The organism is Pseudomonas putida (assembly GCA_041071465.1).
Lineage (GTDB): Bacteria > Pseudomonadota > Gammaproteobacteria > Pseudomonadales > Pseudomonadaceae > Aquipseudomonas > Aquipseudomonas putida_P.
On record CP163498.1, the window covers coordinates 811,083 to 827,738 of the forward strand.

The 16,656-nt window shown below is 62.4% G+C and carries 12 protein-coding genes and 1 pseudogene; 10 read left to right on the top strand and 3 right to left on the bottom strand.

Annotation, left to right across the window (positions count from 1 at the left end):
- Window positions 1–100: 100 nt before the first annotated feature.
- Window positions 101–2,947 (top strand): RNA polymerase-associated protein RapA, encoded by a 2,847-nt coding sequence (gene rapA, locus AB5975_03765; protein ID XDR21042.1) that lies wholly within the window; start codon window positions 101–103, stop codon window positions 2,945–2,947.
- Window positions 2,948–3,230: 283 nt separating this feature from the next.
- Window positions 3,231–5,495, top strand: a complete 2,265-nt coding sequence (locus tag AB5975_03770) for a putative bifunctional diguanylate cyclase/phosphodiesterase (protein ID XDR21043.1) — start codon at window positions 3,231–3,233, stop codon at window positions 5,493–5,495.
- Here the strand turns inward: AB5975_03770 and AB5975_03775 are convergent.
- Window positions 5,395–6,282, bottom strand: coding sequence for an NAD(P)-dependent oxidoreductase (locus AB5975_03775; protein ID XDR21044.1), 888 nt, complete (start codon window positions 6,280–6,282; stop codon window positions 5,395–5,397). The two genes, AB5975_03770 and AB5975_03775, sit on opposite strands and share 101 nt — an antisense overlap.
- Before the next feature lie 165 nt (window positions 6,283–6,447).
- Complete coding sequence (locus AB5975_03780; protein XDR21045.1) at window positions 6,448–6,759, bottom strand: DUF2288 domain-containing protein; 312 nt, start codon at window positions 6,757–6,759, stop codon at window positions 6,448–6,450.
- A gap of 359 nt (window positions 6,760–7,118) precedes the next feature.
- Between AB5975_03780 and AB5975_03785 the strand changes: the two genes are divergently transcribed.
- The 8 genes and pseudogenes from AB5975_03785 (at window position 7,119) to nhaA (ending at window position 16,026) form a co-directional block, all read left to right on the top strand.
- A complete protein-coding gene (locus tag AB5975_03785; GenBank protein ID XDR21046.1) occupies window positions 7,119–8,234 on the top strand; it encodes a branched-chain amino acid ABC transporter substrate-binding protein in 1,116 nt (371 codons plus the stop codon).
- Between the two features lie 186 nt (window positions 8,235–8,420).
- A complete protein-coding gene (livH, locus tag AB5975_03790; GenBank protein XDR21047.1) occupies window positions 8,421–9,344 on the top strand; it encodes a high-affinity branched-chain amino acid ABC transporter permease LivH in 924 nt (307 codons plus the stop codon).
- Window positions 9,341–10,597, top strand: coding sequence for a high-affinity branched-chain amino acid ABC transporter permease LivM (locus tag AB5975_03795; protein ID XDR21048.1), 1,257 nt, complete (start codon window positions 9,341–9,343; stop codon window positions 10,595–10,597). Before livH ends, AB5975_03795 begins: the two co-directional genes overlap by 4 nt.
- Complete coding sequence (gene livG, locus AB5975_03800; GenBank protein XDR21049.1) at window positions 10,594–11,361, top strand: high-affinity branched-chain amino acid ABC transporter ATP-binding protein LivG; 768 nt, start codon at window positions 10,594–10,596, stop codon at window positions 11,359–11,361. Before AB5975_03795 ends, livG begins: the two co-directional genes overlap by 4 nt.
- Complete coding sequence (locus AB5975_03805) at window positions 11,362–12,063, top strand: ABC transporter ATP-binding protein (protein XDR21050.1); 702 nt, start codon at window positions 11,362–11,364, stop codon at window positions 12,061–12,063.
- 106 nt (window positions 12,064–12,169) lie between these two features.
- Entirely contained in the window at window positions 12,170–12,844 is a 675-nt protein-coding gene (locus AB5975_03810) for a COG3650 family protein (protein ID XDR21051.1), read from the top strand.
- 103 nt (window positions 12,845–12,947) lie between these two features.
- Window positions 12,948–14,554, top strand: a pseudogene (locus AB5975_03815) (NAD(P)/FAD-dependent oxidoreductase).
- A gap of 296 nt (window positions 14,555–14,850) precedes the next feature.
- A complete protein-coding gene (gene nhaA, locus AB5975_03820; GenBank protein ID XDR21052.1) occupies window positions 14,851–16,026 on the top strand; it encodes a Na+/H+ antiporter NhaA in 1,176 nt (391 codons plus the stop codon).
- Between the two features lie 69 nt (window positions 16,027–16,095).
- Here nhaA and AB5975_03825 read toward each other — a convergent pair whose 3' ends face one another.
- The gene (locus AB5975_03825; GenBank protein XDR21053.1) at window positions 16,096–16,560 is read right to left on the bottom strand and encodes a glycine zipper 2TM domain-containing protein; all 465 of its coding nucleotides are present in this window, start codon (window positions 16,558–16,560) and stop codon (window positions 16,096–16,098) included.
- Window positions 16,561–16,656: the final 96 nt, after the last annotated feature.

Here is a 16,656-nt window from a genome sequence, read left to right on the forward strand (position 1 = left end):
TTCCTGTTGTCGTTCGGCACCTTTCGGTGCGTTCGCACTTTGGTCTGACCGGCCGATCCGTTAACATAATCGGCTTTTTCATCGCGGGAGTTCAGGCAGTATGGCGCAGCAGTATCAACCGGGGCAACGCTGGATCAGCGACAGCGAAGCAGAGCTCGGCCTGGGTACCATCCTGGCGCAGGATGGCCGCCTGTTGACCGTGCTCTACCCGGCCACTGGCGACACCCGCCAGTATTCCCTGCGCAATGCGCCGCTGACCCGCGTGCGCTTCTCGCCAGGTGACCAGATCACCCACTTCGAAGGCTGGAAGCTAACCGTCCGCGAGGTCGAGGACATCGACGGGCTGATGGTCTACCACGGCCTGGACGGGCAAAACCAGCCGCGTACCCTGCCAGAAACTCAGCTGTCGAACTTCATCCAGTTCCGCCTGGCCAGCGACCGCCTGTTCGCCGGGCAGATCGACCCGCTGTCGTGGTTCAGCCTGCGCTACAACACCCTGCAGCACACCAGCAAACAGATGCAGTCGGCGCTGTGGGGCCTGGGCGGCTGCCGCGCACAACCCATCGCCCACCAGTTGCACATCGCCCGTGAAGTCGCCGACCGCAGCGCTCCGCGCGTTTTGCTGGCCGACGAAGTGGGCCTGGGCAAAACCATCGAGGCCGGCCTGGTCATTCACCGCCAGCTGCTGTCTGGCCGTGCCAACCGCGTACTGATCCTGGTGCCAGAAAACCTCCAGCACCAGTGGCTGGTGGAAATGCGCCGGCGCTTCAACCTTCAGGTAGCCCTGTTCGACGCCGAACGCTTCATCGAAAGCGACGCCAGCAACCCGTTCGAGGACGCCCAGCTGGCGCTGGTTGCGTTGGAGTGGCTGGTCGACGACGAAAAAGCCCAGGACGCGCTGTTTGCCGCTGGCTGGGACCTGATGGTCGTCGACGAAGCTCACCACCTGGTCTGGCACGAAGACCAGGCCAGCACCGAATACAGCCTGGTCGAGCAACTGGCCCAGGTGATCCCGGGCGTGCTGCTGCTCACCGCCACCCCCGAGCAGCTTGGCCAGGACAGCCACTTCGCCCGCCTGCGCCTGCTCGACCCTAACCGTTTCCACGACCTGGCGGCCTTCCGCGCCGAGAGCGAGCACTATCGCCCGGTCGCCGAGGCGGTACAGGAACTGCTCGACGAAGGCCGCCTGTCGCCCAAGGCCCACGCCACCATCCAGGGCTTCCTGGGTGCCGAAGGCGAAGCCCTGCTGGCCGCGGTCAACGATGGCGACACCCAGGCCAGCGCGCGTCTGATCCGCGAGCTGCTGGATCGCCACGGCACCGGCCGCGTGCTGTTCCGTAACACCCGTGCGGCGATTCAGGGCTTCCCCGAGCGCCAGTTGCACCCCTACCCGCTGGCCACACCCGAGCAGTACCGCGACCTGCCAGCCGGCGAGCACGCCGAGCTGTACCCGGAAGTCGCCTTCCAAGCCCAAGGGGAAGCGGCCGACGACGAGCGCTGGTGGCGTTTCGACCCGCGCGTGGATTGGCTGATCGACACCCTGAAGATGCTCAAGCGCACCAAGGTGCTGGTGATCTGCGCCCACGCCGAAACCGCCATGGACCTGGAAGACGCCCTGCGCGTGCGCTCCGGCATCCCGGCCTCGGTGTTCCACGAAGGCATGAGCATCCTCGAGCGCGACCGCGCCGCTGCCTACTTCGCCGATGAAGAGTTTGGCGCCCAGGTGCTGATCTGCTCCGAAATCGGCAGCGAAGGCCGCAACTTCCAGTTCGCTCACCACCTGGTGATGTTCGACCTGCCGGCGCACCCCGACCTGCTCGAACAGCGCATTGGCCGCCTTGACCGGATCGGCCAGAAGCACACCATCCAGTTGCACATCCCGTATCTGCAGGACAGCCCGCAAGAGCGTCTGTTCCAGTGGTACCACGAAGGTCTCAACGCCTTCCTCAACACCTGCCCCACCGGCAACGCCCTGCAGCACCAGTTCGGCCCACGCCTGCTGCCGCTGCTCGAGGGTGGCGAAAGCAAGGCCTGGGATGCCCTGGTGGCCGATGCCCGCGGCGAGCGCGAGCGCCTGGAAGCCGAACTGCACACAGGGCGTGACCGTCTGCTGGAGCTCAACTCCGGCGGTGCCGGCGAAGGCCAGGCGCTTGTCGAGGACATTCTCGAACAGGACGACCAATTCGCCCTGCCGATCTACATGGAAACCCTGTTCGACGCCTTCGGCATCGACAGTGAAGACCATTCCGAGAACGCACTGATCCTCAAACCAAGCGAGAAGATGCTCGATGCCAGCTTCCCGCTGGGCGACGACGAAGGTGTGACCATTACCTACGACCGCGCCCAGGCGCTGTCGCGCGAGGATATGCAGTTCCTTACCTGGGAACACCCTATGGTGCAGGGCGGCATGGACCTGGTGCTGTCCGGCTCGATGGGCAACACCGCCGTGGCGCTGATCAAGAACAAGGCGCTCAAACCGGGCACCGTGCTGCTGGAATTGCTGTTCGTCAGTGAAGTGGTGGCACCGCGCAGCCTGCAACTGGGCCGCTACCTGCCGCCGGCGGCATTGCGCTGCCTGCTCGACGCCAACGGCAACGACCTGGCATCGCGCGTGGCCTTCGAAACCCTCAACGACCAGCTCGAAAGCGTGCCACGCGCCAGCGCCAACAAGTTCGTCCAGGCCCAACGCGATGTACTGGCCAAGCGCATCAGTGGCGGCGAGGAGAAGATCCTGCCCATCCACGTCGAGCGCGTTGCCGAAGCCCAGCGCCGTTTGGCGGCGGAGGCAGACGAAGAGTTGGCCCGCCTCGTAGCCCTGCAAGCGGTCAACCCAAGTGTGCGTGACAGCGAAATCGACGCCCTGCGCAAGCAACGCGAAGATGGCCTGGCAATGCTGGAGAAAGCCGCCCTGCGCCTGGAAGCCATTCGCGTGCTGGTGGCTGGCTGACACCTTGGTGGCCTGACCAGCGTTCTGTAGGAGCAGCCTTTGCTGCGAAAGGGTCATTTGCCTTGCACATTGTTGCGAGGCATCCGGCCCCTTTGCAGCACAAGGCTCCTACAGCCACATCCCCTTCGTTTCTATGCCCTCTGGCGATTAATCCGATAACCAAATCGTACAAATCAATGTGCCATTAGTCAGGAAGGCTTAAATACTCCTTCCTATACTGCCTCTGGACAGTCTGCACAGGGTGGTTGCGCAGACGAGTGAAAACTCGATCAAGAGGCATTCCATGGAATGGCTGGGGCTGCAACTGTTCGCTGATCTTCCGGCAACCGGGCGCATCGTCATCGATTGCCGGCATGAACCGTTACTGGTTCTACTCGCCTACTTCGTCGCCAGCGCGTCCTGCTTCGCTACCCTCGACATGGCCGAACGCCAGTCACACAGCGACGACCCCACCGCACACCGGCAATGGAACATGCTCGGCGCCTGCTGCCTGGCCGGCGGCATCTGGGCCATGCACTTCATCAGCATGCTGGCCTTCCAGGCCCCGGTGGAAGTGCACTATGACGTCTCGCTGACCATCCTCTCGCTGCTCATTGCCCTGGGTGTCGCCTGGCTGGCCATGCACAGCCTCGAACGCAGCCAGATGCGCGCGTATCACTTTGTGCTTAGCGCTGCGCTGATTGGCCTGGGCATCATCCTGATGCATTTTGTCGGCATGGCCGCAATGGAAACCGGCGCCGTCCAGTACTACCAGACCGGCCTGCTGCTGACCTCTGCCGCCATCGCCCTGCTCACGAGCCTGGCCGCGTTGTGCCTGGCTCGCTATTTGCGCAATGGCAGCGGCACCCTGTACCAGGCCATGAAGTACGGCGCCAGCCTGCTGCTGGCAGGCGGTATCGTTACCACCCATTTCACCGCGATGTCGGCCATGACCCTGGTCATCCCGGCCGATACCGCACTGCGTCTGCCGTCTGGCGACAACAGCCTGCAACTGGCGCTGGGCATTGGCTTCATCACCCTGCTGATCAGTGGCGCCAGCATCAGCGCCGCGCTGGCCGACAAGAAGCTGCAGAGCAAAGAGCACGATCTGCGTCGGGTCAGCGTGCTGCTCAGCCAACTGGACCAAGCCCGCGCGTCACTGCAGCAGGCCGCGCATTACGATGCCCTGACCAACCTGGTCAATCGCCGTGGTTTCAACCAGGTGTTCGCCGAACGCCTGGTCGAACACCAGGCCAACGAAAACCGCCTGGCGGTGATGTTCCTCGACATCGACCATTTCAAGCGCATCAACGACAGCCTCGGCCACGACGCCGGTGACGAGCTGCTCAAGGTGATCGCCAACCACATCAAGGCCGCTACCCGCAGCCAAGACCTGGTTGCGCGCTTGGGTGGCGACGAGTTCTGTGTGGTCACCAGCCTCAACAGCCGCGACGAAGCCCGTCACCTGGCCCAGCGCATCATGCAACGAATGAAAGACCCCATCGACCTGGGCGGCCGGCGCATGGTCATGACCACCAGCATTGGCGTGAGCATCTTCCCGGACGACGGCAGCACAGCCGAAGAGTTGCTCAAGCATGCCGACCTGGCCCTCTATCAATCCAAGGACAACGGCCGCAACAGCCTGAACTTCTTCAACGACAGCCTGAAGGCCAGGGCTTCGATTGCACTGCAACTGGAAGAAGAGCTGAGACTGGCCCTGCTGGAAGAGCGCGGGTTGTGCGTGCACTACCAGCCCATCTTCGACCTGCGCAGCGGGCAAGTGGCCAAACTGGAAGCGCTGCTGCGCTGGCAGCACCCGCAACACGGCCTGCTGGGGCCCGACCGTTTCATCGGCATTGCCGAAGCCAACGGCCTGATCATCGACCTCGACCTGTGGGTACTGCGCCACGCCTGCGCCGACCTGGCCTACTTGCAGCGCCACGGCTACGGCGAACTCAAGGTCACGGTCAACTGCTCGGCAGTCACCCTCAGCCACGACGAACTGCCCAACGAAGTTGAAAAGGCGCTGTTCCATGCCGCCCTGGCGCCGCGCCAACTTGAGCTGGAGGTGACCGAGAACGCACTGATGGGCGATATCCAGCGTACGGTCAGCCTGCTCAAGCGCGTGCGCGCCCTGGGCGTGGCGCTGTCGATCGATGACTTTGGCACTGGCTACTCGTCACTGGCCTACCTCAAGCGCCTGCCACTGGACGTGCTGAAAATCGACCGCACCTTCCTGCAGGATGTGCCGGGCAGCCAGAAAGACCGCGAAATCGTCCAGGCGATCATCGTCATGGCGCATACCCTGCACTTGCAGGTCGTCAGCGAGGGCGTGGAAACCGCCGAACAACAGGCCTTCCTGGAAAGCCACGGTTGCGACTACCTGCAGGGCTACCTGCTGGGGCGCCCCGTGCCGCTGGCAGAGCTGCGGCCGCTGCTGGAGCGGCTACAGCGCCAGAACGGCGTACTCACGCCTTGTTGCGGTACAGCTCCACCAGGGTCGCCGGGTCTTTTTGCAGGTAACCCTGGCTACCGTGCAGGCGCATCAATTGCGCGGCGAGGCCGCTGAGCGGCGTCGCCGAGCCTTGCTCACGGGAGAACTTGACCGCGCCATCCAGGTCCTTGAGCAGCGTGCGTACATGCCACTTGATCGGCTCGAAGCGGCTCTCGGCCATCTGCGGCGCCAGGATCTGCAACGGCTTGGAATCGGCAAAGCCACCGGCCAGCGCTTCGGCAATCAGTGTCGCGTCTACGCCCGACTGCTCGGCCAATGCCACTACTTCGGCAATCACCAGGGCATTGCAGGCTACGATCATCTGGTTGCAGGCCTTGGTCACCTGGCCCGCGCCTACCGCCCCCATGTGCGTCACGCGCTGGCCAAGCACCTGCAGCACCGGGTGTGCACGCTGCAAGTCGGCCACCTCACCACCGACCATGATGGCCAGTGTGCCTGCTTCAGCACCTGGCGTACCGCCAGATACCGGCGCATCCAACCACGCCATGCCACACAGTGCTGCCAGTTCGGCTGCCATTTCACGGGTGGCGGTTGGTTCCAGGCTGGAGAAATCGATCAGCAACTGGCCGCTGCGCCCGCCCTGGGCAATGCCTTGCTCGCCGAACACCACCTCGCGCACCACTGCTGTGTCGGCCAGGCACAGCAGCACCATGTCGCTGTCGCGGCACAATTGGGCCGGGCTGCTGGCCAGGCGCGCGCCGGCAGCGACCAGGGCGGCACACTTGTCTGGGCTACGGTTCCATACCGTCAGCGGATATCCCGCTGCCAACAGACGACGGCACATGGGCAGGCCCATCAGGCCGATGCCGGCGAATCCAAGCGAAGGTAGTTGTGAGCTCATCAACGTCTCCAGACAAATTCGATATCAATCCAGGCCGCAAGGCAGCCCCATTACGCATCCCGTAAACTGTTACCGCCACGCCGAATTGTTACTTACCTCTACCCGCCTTGCACGGCTTCAAGCACCAAAACGGGGCTGCTGCGTATTTTTGCGCACCAAAAAAGATCACGCCTCTTCCGTGTGCTTCACCTGGATCACGATGAACGGCGAAACCACCACCGCCCAGATCTCTGGATCGCGGCTTTGCAGGTCCAGTGCCTGCTCGGCCGAGACCGGCCCAACGGTGCCATCACTACGCCACTTGGCGAAGATCTCGCTGCGATTCTCGGCCATCGCTTCGGCAACGGTGATCAGGTCCAGGCTGGGGTCGACCCAAATCAGGTCACCCTTGGCCCAGAAACGTTCCAGTGCTTTCCACTCGATGATTGCCGTCTCGCCAAGCAATTTGGCATAGAGGGTGCTTGTTTGATCAGTCATGGGTGGTATCCGCAAAAATCGCCAATTAAAAAAGGCCGGCATTTTTGCAGAAAAACCCGGTTTCAAATATGTAATTTGGTCGATTGACCCCGAAGTTGTGGGGCGGGGTCACAGATGCAGGCAGTTTGATGGCGCCTTTCTGTATCTTTCTGTCGATCAAGCGACAACCCAGGAAGCAGGCACTTTTCGACCGCTTTTCAAGCGCTCGAACAGCGCTCTACACTGTACCGGTACAGTTCCGGGACATGTTCCGGGGGAAGGTGGGCTTGCGCGTTGGCACAGCCACGCCGCAAATCCCGCCCGGTCTGTAGCCCTGGCCGCCAGGACTATAAGAATTACAACAGAATGAGTGGAGCACTATGATCAAGATTTCCAAGCTGTTCGCCGCAATGGTTCTGGCCGGGGTAGCCAGCCATTCGTTTGCCGCCGATACCATCAAGATCGGCATCGCCGGTCCTAAAACGGGTCCTGTGACCCAGTACGGCGACATGCAGTTCATCGGCGCCAAGCAAGCCATCAAGGATATCAACGCCGCGGGCGGCGTCGATGGCAAGATGCTCGAAGCCAAGGAATACGACGACGCCTGCGACCCTAAACAGGCCGTGGCAGTCGCCAACAAAGTGGTCAACGACGGCGTCAAGTTCGTCATCGGTCACCTGTGCTCCAGCTCCACCCAGCCAGCGTCCGACATCTACGAAGACGAAGGCGTGATCATGATCACCCCGGCCGCCACCTCGCCGGAAATCACCGCCCGTGGCTACAAGCTGATCTTCCGTACCATCGGCCTGGACAGCGCCCAGGGCCCAGCCGCCGGCAACTACATCGCCGACCACGTCAAGCCGAAAGTGGTTGCGGTACTGCACGACAAGCAGCAGTACGGTGAAGGCATTGCCACCGCGGTCAAGCAAACCCTCGAAGCCAAAGGCACCAAGGTTGCCGTCTTCGAAGGCCTGAACGCCGGCGACAAAGACTTCTCCTCGATCATCCAGAAGCTCAAGCAGAACAACGTCGACTTCGTCTACTACGGCGGCTACCACCCAGAGCTGGGCCTGATCCTGCGCCAGGCCCAGGAAAAAGGCCTGAAAGCCAAGTTCATGGGCCCAGAGGGCGTGGGTAACGACTCCATTTCGCAGATCGCCCAGAACGCCTCCGAAGGCCTGCTGGTCACCCTGCCGAAGTCGTTCGACGCCGACCCTGAGAACAAGAAGATCGTCGACGCCATCAAGGCTGACGGCAAGGACCCAAGCGGCCCGTTCGTATTCCCGGCCTACTCGGCTGTCGAGCTGATCGCCCAAGGCATCAAGGCCGCCAAGTCCGAAGACACCGACAAGGTGGCTGCTGCCATCCACGCCGGCTCGTTCAAGACCCCTACCGGCACCCTGTCGTATGACGAGAAAGGCGATCTGAAAGACTTCAAGTTCGTGGTCTACGAATGGCACTTCGGCAAGCCGAAGACCGAAGTCTCCCCTCAGTAACTGCGTGACTAAATAGCTGACCGTAGAAGCCCACTGTGCGAGCAGTGGGCTTTGTTTTACGAGGTTCATGGGCCCGATCCCCGCGATCCGGGGGCGGGCTCACCTGAAAATCTTAAAACCGTCACCCGCGGTTTCCTGGCCTACCCCCGCCAGCGAAATGCAAATCAGGTTTTTAGGAGCGCTGTAATGCCTGAGATCTACCATTTCTTCCAACAACTGGTTAATGGATTGACCATCGGCAGCACCTATGCCTTGATCGCCATCGGCTACACGATGGTGTACGGCATCATTGGCATGATCAACTTCGCCCATGGCGAGGTGTACATGATCGGTTCCTACGTGGCCTTCATCGCCCTGGCGGGCCTGGCCATGATGGGCATCCATTCGCTGCCGATCCTGATGACCGTCGCCTTTGTCGCGACGATCTTCGTCACCAGTGCCTATGGCTACAGTATCGAACGGGTTGCCTATCGCCCTCTGCGCAACAGCAACCGGTTGATTCCGCTGATTTCCGCCATCGGCATGTCGATCTTCCTGCAGAACACCGTCTTGCTGTCGCAAGACTCCAAGGACAAATCCATCCCCAACCTGATCCCCGGCAGCTTCTCCTTCGGGCCAGGCGGTGCTGAAGAAGTACTGATCAGCTACATGCAAGTCCTGGTGTTCGTGGTCACCCTGGTGGCCATGACCCTGCTCACCCTGTTCATCTCCCGCTCCCGCCTGGGCCGCGCCTGCCGCGCCTGCGCCGAAGACATCAAGATGGCCAACCTGCTGGGCATCAACACCAACAACATCATCGCCCTCACCTTCGTCATCGGTGCCGCCCTGGCAGCCGTGGCAGCCGTGCTGCTGAGCATGCAGTACGGGGTGATCAACCCCAACGCCGGTTTCCTGGTGGGCCTGAAGGCCTTCACTGCGGCGGTGCTGGGTGGCATCGGCAGCATTCCGGGCGCCATGCTCGGCGGGCTGGTGCTGGGTGTAGCGGAAGCCTTTGGCGCCGACATCTTCGGCGACCAGTACAAGGACGTGGTGGCATTCGGCTTGTTGGTTCTTGTCTTGCTGTTCCGGCCGACCGGCATTCTGGGCCGCCCGGAGGTTGAAAAAGTATGAACAAAAATCTCAAACAGGCGTTCTTCAGCGCCTTGCTGGTATGGGCCGTGGCCTTCCCGGTACTGGGCCTGAAACTGAGCATCGACGGCATCAGCCTGGCCGTGCACAGCCAGGGCTCGTTCACCATCAGCATCATCGCCGTGTGTTCGGTGCTGATGTTCCTGCGTGTGCTGTTCGACAAGCAGTGGAGCTCGGTGATGGGCCGCCGTTCGGATCGCAAGCTGATCCCGCCGGCCGTCAGCAACTACCTGACCCTGCCCAAGACCCAGCGCTATGTGATCATCGGGTTGATCGTGGCGGCACTGGTGTGGCCGTTCTTCGGCTCGCGCGGTGCGGTCGACATTGCCACGCTGATCCTGATCTACGTGTTGCTGGGCCTTGGCCTGAACATCGTGGTCGGCCTGGCGGGCCTGCTCGACCTTGGCTATGTCGGCTTCTACGCCGTCGGCGCCTACAGCTACGCCATGCTCTCGCACTACCTGGGCTGGAGCTTCTGGGTGTGCCTGCCGATTGCCGGCCTGATGGCCGCCACCTTCGGCTTCCTGCTCGGCTTCCCGGTACTGCGCCTGCGGGGTGACTACCTGGCGATCGTGACCCTCGGCTTCGGCGAGATCATCCGCCTGTTCCTGCGTAACCTCACCGACTGGACCGGCGGCCCCAACGGCATCAGCAACATCCCCAAGCCGGAGTTCTTCGGCCTGACCTTCGAACGCCGCGCCGCCGAGGGCATGCAGACCTTCCACGAGTTCTTCGGCCTGGAATACAACTCGATCAACAAGGTCATCTTCCTCTACCTGGTGGCCCTGCTGCTGGCGCTGCTGGCGCTGTTCGTCATCAACCGCCTGCTGCGCATGCCGATCGGCCGCGCCTGGGAAGCCCTGCGCGAAGACGAGATCGCCTGCCGCGCACTGGGCCTCAACCCGACCGTGATCAAACTCTCGGCGTTCACCCTGGGTGCCTGCTTCGCCGGTTTCGCCGGTAGCTTCTTCGCCGCGCGCCAAGGCCTGGTGACGCCGGAGTCGTTCACCTTCATCGAGTCGGCGATCATCCTCGCCATCGTCGTGCTTGGCGGCATGGGCTCACAACTGGGCGTGATTCTCGCGGCCATCGTGATGATCCTGCTGCCCGAGCTGATGCGTGAGTTCAGCGAATACCGGATGCTGATGTTCGGTGCGCTGATGGTGTTGATGATGATCTGGCGTCCGCAAGGCCTGCTGCCTATGCAACGTCCACACATGGAGCTGCGTCGATGAGCCGCGAAATTCTGCAAGTCAGCGGCCTGAGCATGCGCTTCGGCGGCTTGTTGGCGGTCAACGGCGTGGGCCTGACCGTCAAGGAAAAACAGGTGGTGGCGTTGATCGGCCCCAACGGCGCCGGCAAGACCACCGTGTTCAACTGCCTGACCGGTTTCTACAAGCCCAGCGGCGGCACCATCCTGCTCGATGGCCAGCCGATCCAGGGCCTGGCCGGCCACCAGATCGCCCGCAAGGGTGTGGTGCGGACCTTCCAGAACGTGCGCCTGTTCAAGGAAATGACCGCGCTGGAAAACCTGCTGATCGCCCAGCACCGCCACCTCAACACCAACTTTTTCGCTGGCTTGTTCAAGACCCCGGGCTTCCGCCGCAGCGAAAAGGAGGCCATGGAACGCGCGCAGTACTGGCTGGAAAAGGTCAACCTGACCGAGTTCGCCAACCGTACCGCCGGCACCCTCGCCTACGGCCAGCAGCGCCGCCTGGAAATCGCCCGCTGCATGATGACCCAGCCACGCATCATCATGCTCGACGAACCGGCCGCGGGCCTGAACCCGAAGGAAACCGAAGACCTCAAGGCATTGATCGCCTACCTGCGCGAGTCGCACAACGTCACCGTGCTGCTGATCGAGCACGACATGAAGCTGGTGATGAGCATCTCCGACCATATCGTGGTGATCAATCAGGGCACCCCTCTGGCCCACGGCACACCGGAAGAGATCCGCGACAACCCTGATGTGATCAAAGCCTACCTGGGGGAAGCGTAAATGCTGAAGTTCGAAAACGTTTCCACCTTCTACGGCAAGATCCAGGCGCTGCACAGCGTCAACGTGGAAATCAACCAGGGCGAGATCGTCACCCTGATCGGCGCCAACGGCGCCGGTAAGTCGACGTTGCTGATGACCCTGTGCGGCTCGCCGCAGGCGCACAGTGGCAGCATCAAGTACCTGGGTGAAGAACTGGTCGGCCAGCCGTCCTCGCACATCATGCGCAAGAGCATCGCCGTAGTGCCGGAAGGCCGCCGCGTGTTCGCCCGCCTGACCGTAGAGGAAAACCTGGCGATGGGTGGTTTCTTCACCGACAAAGGCGATTATCAGGAGCAACTGGACAAGGTGCTGCAGCTGTTCCCGCGCCTGAAGGAACGTTACATCCAGCGTGGCGGCACCATGTCCGGTGGCGAGCAGCAAATGCTCGCCATTGGCCGGGCGCTGATGAGCAAGCCCAAGCTGCTGCTGCTCGACGAACCTTCGCTGGGCCTGGCACCGATCATCATCCAGCAGATCTTCGACATCATCGAACAGCTGCGCCGCGATGGCGTGACGGTGTTCCTGGTGGAGCAAAACGCCAACCAGGCGCTGAAAATCGCCGACCGGGCGTATGTGCTGGAGAACGGCCGGGTGGTGATGCAAGGGACAGGCGAAGCGCTGTTGACTGACCCGAAGGTGCGCGACGCGTACCTTGGGGGTTGATCGGGAAAGGGCCTTCGGGCCCTTTTTCATGCCTGCTGACTTGTGATCCCAGCACACCCTGCGTAACGTGGCCAGCTCTTTGGCAAAGATCCCCGGAGCCCGCCCCATGCGCCTCACCCCCACCCTGCTGCTCACCGCCCTGCTGCCCCTGTTCGCCGGCTGCCAGCTCATGGCCAACGCCCCAAGCGACCCGAACATCGGCACCACGCGCATGCAGGGCGAACTACGTGCCGCCAACGGCCAGTTGCTGTTCAAGCCATGCAGCGAAAACCGCACGTTCGTGATCAATGATGTCGGCGCCACTGGCATCCTGCAGGAGGCCGCCAACCTTGCCAAGGACGCCAATGACAAGCTGTTCGCCGACGTCCGTGGTCGCCTGACCGGCAGCAAGCAGGCCAACAACGACGGCCAGCTGGAAGTGCGTCGCCTGTACCGCCTGGAACCCTCCGCCCGTGCCTGCGAAGACCCCAACTTCAAGCAGCTAACCCTGCGCGCCGACGGCCAGGAGCCGTTCTGGGCGGTGAAAGCTAGCGGCAAGGGGATGATCATAGAGCGCCCCGGCAAAGACCCGCTGCCCCTGCCGTTCCTTGAAGAAGAAGTGCCCGGCGGCGGCCTGACCCTGAGCAGCGAAGCCAACGGTCAGCACGTGGAACTGTGGGTCGCCCCGCAACGCTGCGTCGACAGCATGAGCGGCGCCGTGCGCCACCTGCGCGCCGAACTGCACATCGACGGCAAGACCTTGCAAGGCTGCGGCTACTACGGTGGCGCACGCGACAACTGATCGCCGGGCACTTTTATCCTGCCAGTCAGGGCGGCGAACAGCTTATACTTGGCGGTTTGTGTAAAGCCGCCGGCCGCCCATGGCCGGGATACTGGACCCTGCCATGCTACGAATCACCGAACTGAAGCTGCCCCTGGACCATCCTGACGAAGCGCTGCGTGAAGCCATCGTCCAGCGCCTGGGCATCCGCGACGAGCAATTGCTCAGCTTCAACCTGTTCAAGCGCAGCTACGATGCGCGCAAGAAGAACAGCGAACTGCTGTTCATCTACACCATCGATCTGGAAGCCAGCAACGAAGCCGAACTGCTCAGCAAGTTCGCCGACGATCGCAACATCAGCGTGGCACCAGACGTGACCTACAAGTACGTCGGCCACGCCCCGGCCGACATGCAGGAGCGCCCGATCGTGGTCGGTTTCGGCCCGTGCGGCATCTTTGCCGGCCTGCTGCTGGCACAGATGGGGTTCAAGCCGATCATCCTCGAACGCGGCAAGGAAGTGCGCCAGCGCACCAAGGACACCTGGGGCCTGTGGCGCAAGAGCGTGCTCAACCCAGAGTCCAACGTGCAGTTCGGCGAAGGCGGCGCCGGCACCTTCTCCGACGGCAAGCTGTACAGCCAGATCAAGGACCCGCAGCACCACGGCCGCAAGGTACTGGAAGAGTTCGTCAAGGCCGGTGCCCCGGACGAAATCCTGTACATCAACAAGCCGCACATCGGCACCTTCCGCCTCACCGGCATGGTCGAGCAGATGCGCCAGGACATGATTGCCCTGGGTGCCGAAGTGCGCTTCCAGGAGAAGGTCACCGACCTGCTGGTCGAAGATGGCCAGTTGACTGGCGTGGTACTGGAGAGTGGCGAGCAGCTGCACTCGCGCCATGTGGTCCTGGCCCTTGGCCACAGCGCCCGCGACACCTTCCGTATGCTGCACGCCAAAGGCGTGTACATGGAAGCCAAGCCATTCTCGGTCGGCTTCCGCATCGAGCACCCGCAAACGCTGATCGACAAGGCGCGCCTGGGCAAGTACGCCGGCCACCCCAAACTCGGTGCCGCCGACTACAAGCTGGTGTACCACGCCAAGAACGGCCGCTCCGTATACAGCTTCTGCATGTGCCCAGGCGGCACCGTGGTCGCGGCTACCAGCGAGCCAGGCCGAGTCGTTACCAACGGCATGAGCCAGTACTCGCGTAACGAGCGCAACGCCAACTCCGGCATCGTCGTCGGTATCGACCCCGAGCGCGACTACCCGGGTGGCCCGCTGGCCGGTATCGAGCTGCAGGAACGCCTGGAGGCCCATGCCTACGTGATGGGTGGCAGCAACTACCAGGCCCCGGCGCAGTTGGTGGGTGACTTTGTCGCCGGCCGGCCATCGACCGCACTGGGCAGTGTCGAGCCGTCCTACAAGCCGGGCGTGACCTTGGGTGATCTGGCGCCGAGCCTGCCGGACTTCGCCATCGAGGCGATCCGTGAGGCACTGCCGGCATTCGACCGCCAAATCAAAGGCTACAACCTGCATGACGCGGTGTTGACCGGGATCGAAACGCGTACCTCGTCGCCCCTGCGCATTACCCGGGGTGAGGATTACCAGAGCCTGAACCTCAAGGGGCTGTTCCCGGCGGGTGAAGGCGCCGGCTACGCGGGCGGGATCTGTCCGCGGGTGTGGATGGCATCCGCATTGCCGAGGCGGTAGCACGGGATATGCTCGGCCTCTGATTGCTTGAGGCCGTCCAAGGCCTCTTCGCGGGTAAGCCAACTCCCACAGGGGTAGCGATGTCACTGTGGCAACGGGCTTGCCCGCGAGAGGGCGCTGGCAGACTTCAGAATAACCCGGCCCCAAGACCAGCCCTCCCCTCACCCCCTCCTCCTCCATCTGCATCTAGGCTTCACTAAGCCAAGGCAGCAACACCATATAACAAAAACGAATATAGTTTTTGTTTTAAAGAATATCGCCACAGGCTAGGGTGTACGCCCGTACCATTCGTAAACTGCTCATGGAGAGCCTATAGCCCGTGCGTAGCCTGTTCACCCGTTTTTTCCAGCTTGAAGCCGCCAGCGGCCTGCTGCTGATCGCCGCCGCCGTTCTGGCCCTGATCATCAACAACTCGCCACTGTCCTACCTGTACAGCGGGCTGCTCGACGTGCCCGTCGCCGTCCAGATCGGCGCGCTAAACATCGCCAAGCCATTGCTGCTATGGATCAACGATGGCCTGATGGCCCTGTTCTTCCTGCTGATCGGCCTGGAGGTCAAGCGCGAGGTGGTCGACGGCCACCTGTCCAAGCCATCCCAGGTCATCCTGCCTGCCACTGCTGCCGTTGGCGGCATGGTGGTGCCGGCACTGATCTACTGGTTCATCAACCGTGACAACCCGGCGGCCGTGGCCGGCTGGGCGATCCCAACTGCCACCGACATCGCCTTTGCCCTCGGCGTGCTGGCGCTGCTGGGCAAGCGCGTGCCGGTGTCACTGAAGCTGTTCCTGATGACCCTGGCGATAATCGACGACCTGGGTGCGATCATTGTCATCGCCCTGTTCTACTCCGGTACCCTGTCGAGCGTATCGCTGCTGCTGGCGGCGGCCTGCCTGGTGGTGCTGATAGCGATGAACCGGCTTGGCGTGGTCAAGCTTGGGCCATACATGGTCATTGGCCTGATCCTCTGGGTATGCGTGCTCAAGAGTGGCGTGCATGCCACCCTGGCCGGTGTCGCCCTGGCCTTGTGCATCCCACTGCGCACGCGCAACGCCGAAACGTCACCGCTGCTGGCCCTGGAACATGCCCTGCACCCTTGGGTGGCCTATGCCATCCTGCCACTGTTCGCCTTCGCCAACGCCGGCGTCTCGCTAGCTGGCATGACCGTAGAAAGCTTCACCCACCCCGTGCCGATGGGCATCGCCGTCGGCCTGTTGCTGGGCAAAACCGTAGGTGTTTTCGGCCTGACATGGCTGGCGGTGAAGCTGCGCCTCGCCGCGCTACCTGCTGGTGCTGGCTGGGGGCGAATACTGGGGGTGGCGATACTCTGCGGCATTGGCTTCACCATGAGCCTGTTCGTTGGCTCGCTCGCCTTCTCCCCAGGCAGTAGCGAATACGCCGGTATGGACCGCATGGGGATTCTTACCGGCTCGTTCTTCGCCGCAGTGATCGGCTACGCCGTCACTGCCATGGCCAGCCGCAAGCCCCGTGTTGGTTGATTTGGCTGAGGCATGAAAAAACCCCGACTGGCAGCAGCCAGGTCGGGGTTTTGTTTTACTGCGCTACGGTCAGTGCGAAACGCGGCTGGTACCGTCAACGGTCATGATGCGCACGCGGTCACCCACGCGGAAGATTTCGTTCTCCTGCACGGCCTGCACATAGGCGCGCATGCTGCCGTCGTCTTCACGTACGGTAATTTCGACACCTTGGGTACGAGTCAGGCCTTCTTCGGCAGCGGAGCCTGCCAGGCCACCGGCAACAGCACCGATCACCGCAGCGACGATGCTGCCACGGCCACCGCCAACGGCGCTGCCGGCAACGCCACCCACGATGGCACCAGCACCACCGCCGATCGGGGTCTTGGTACCCTCGATCTTGACTGGGCGCAGGGACTCGATGGTGCCCATACGCACGGTTTGCACGCGGCGGGCCTCGTCACGGGAGTAGCTGTCACCGGTCAGGCTCGAGGCACAGCCTCCCAGCAGCAGCGACATGGTGGTAAAGGTCGCCACCAGCAAAGCGGATTTACGCATGGGTAAAGTCTCCATAAGTCAGGTGCTCATTAGACGCTGCACATTGACGGCTGTCACGGTACAAACGTAATAAAATTGTTTTCATTCAGCCGGGGT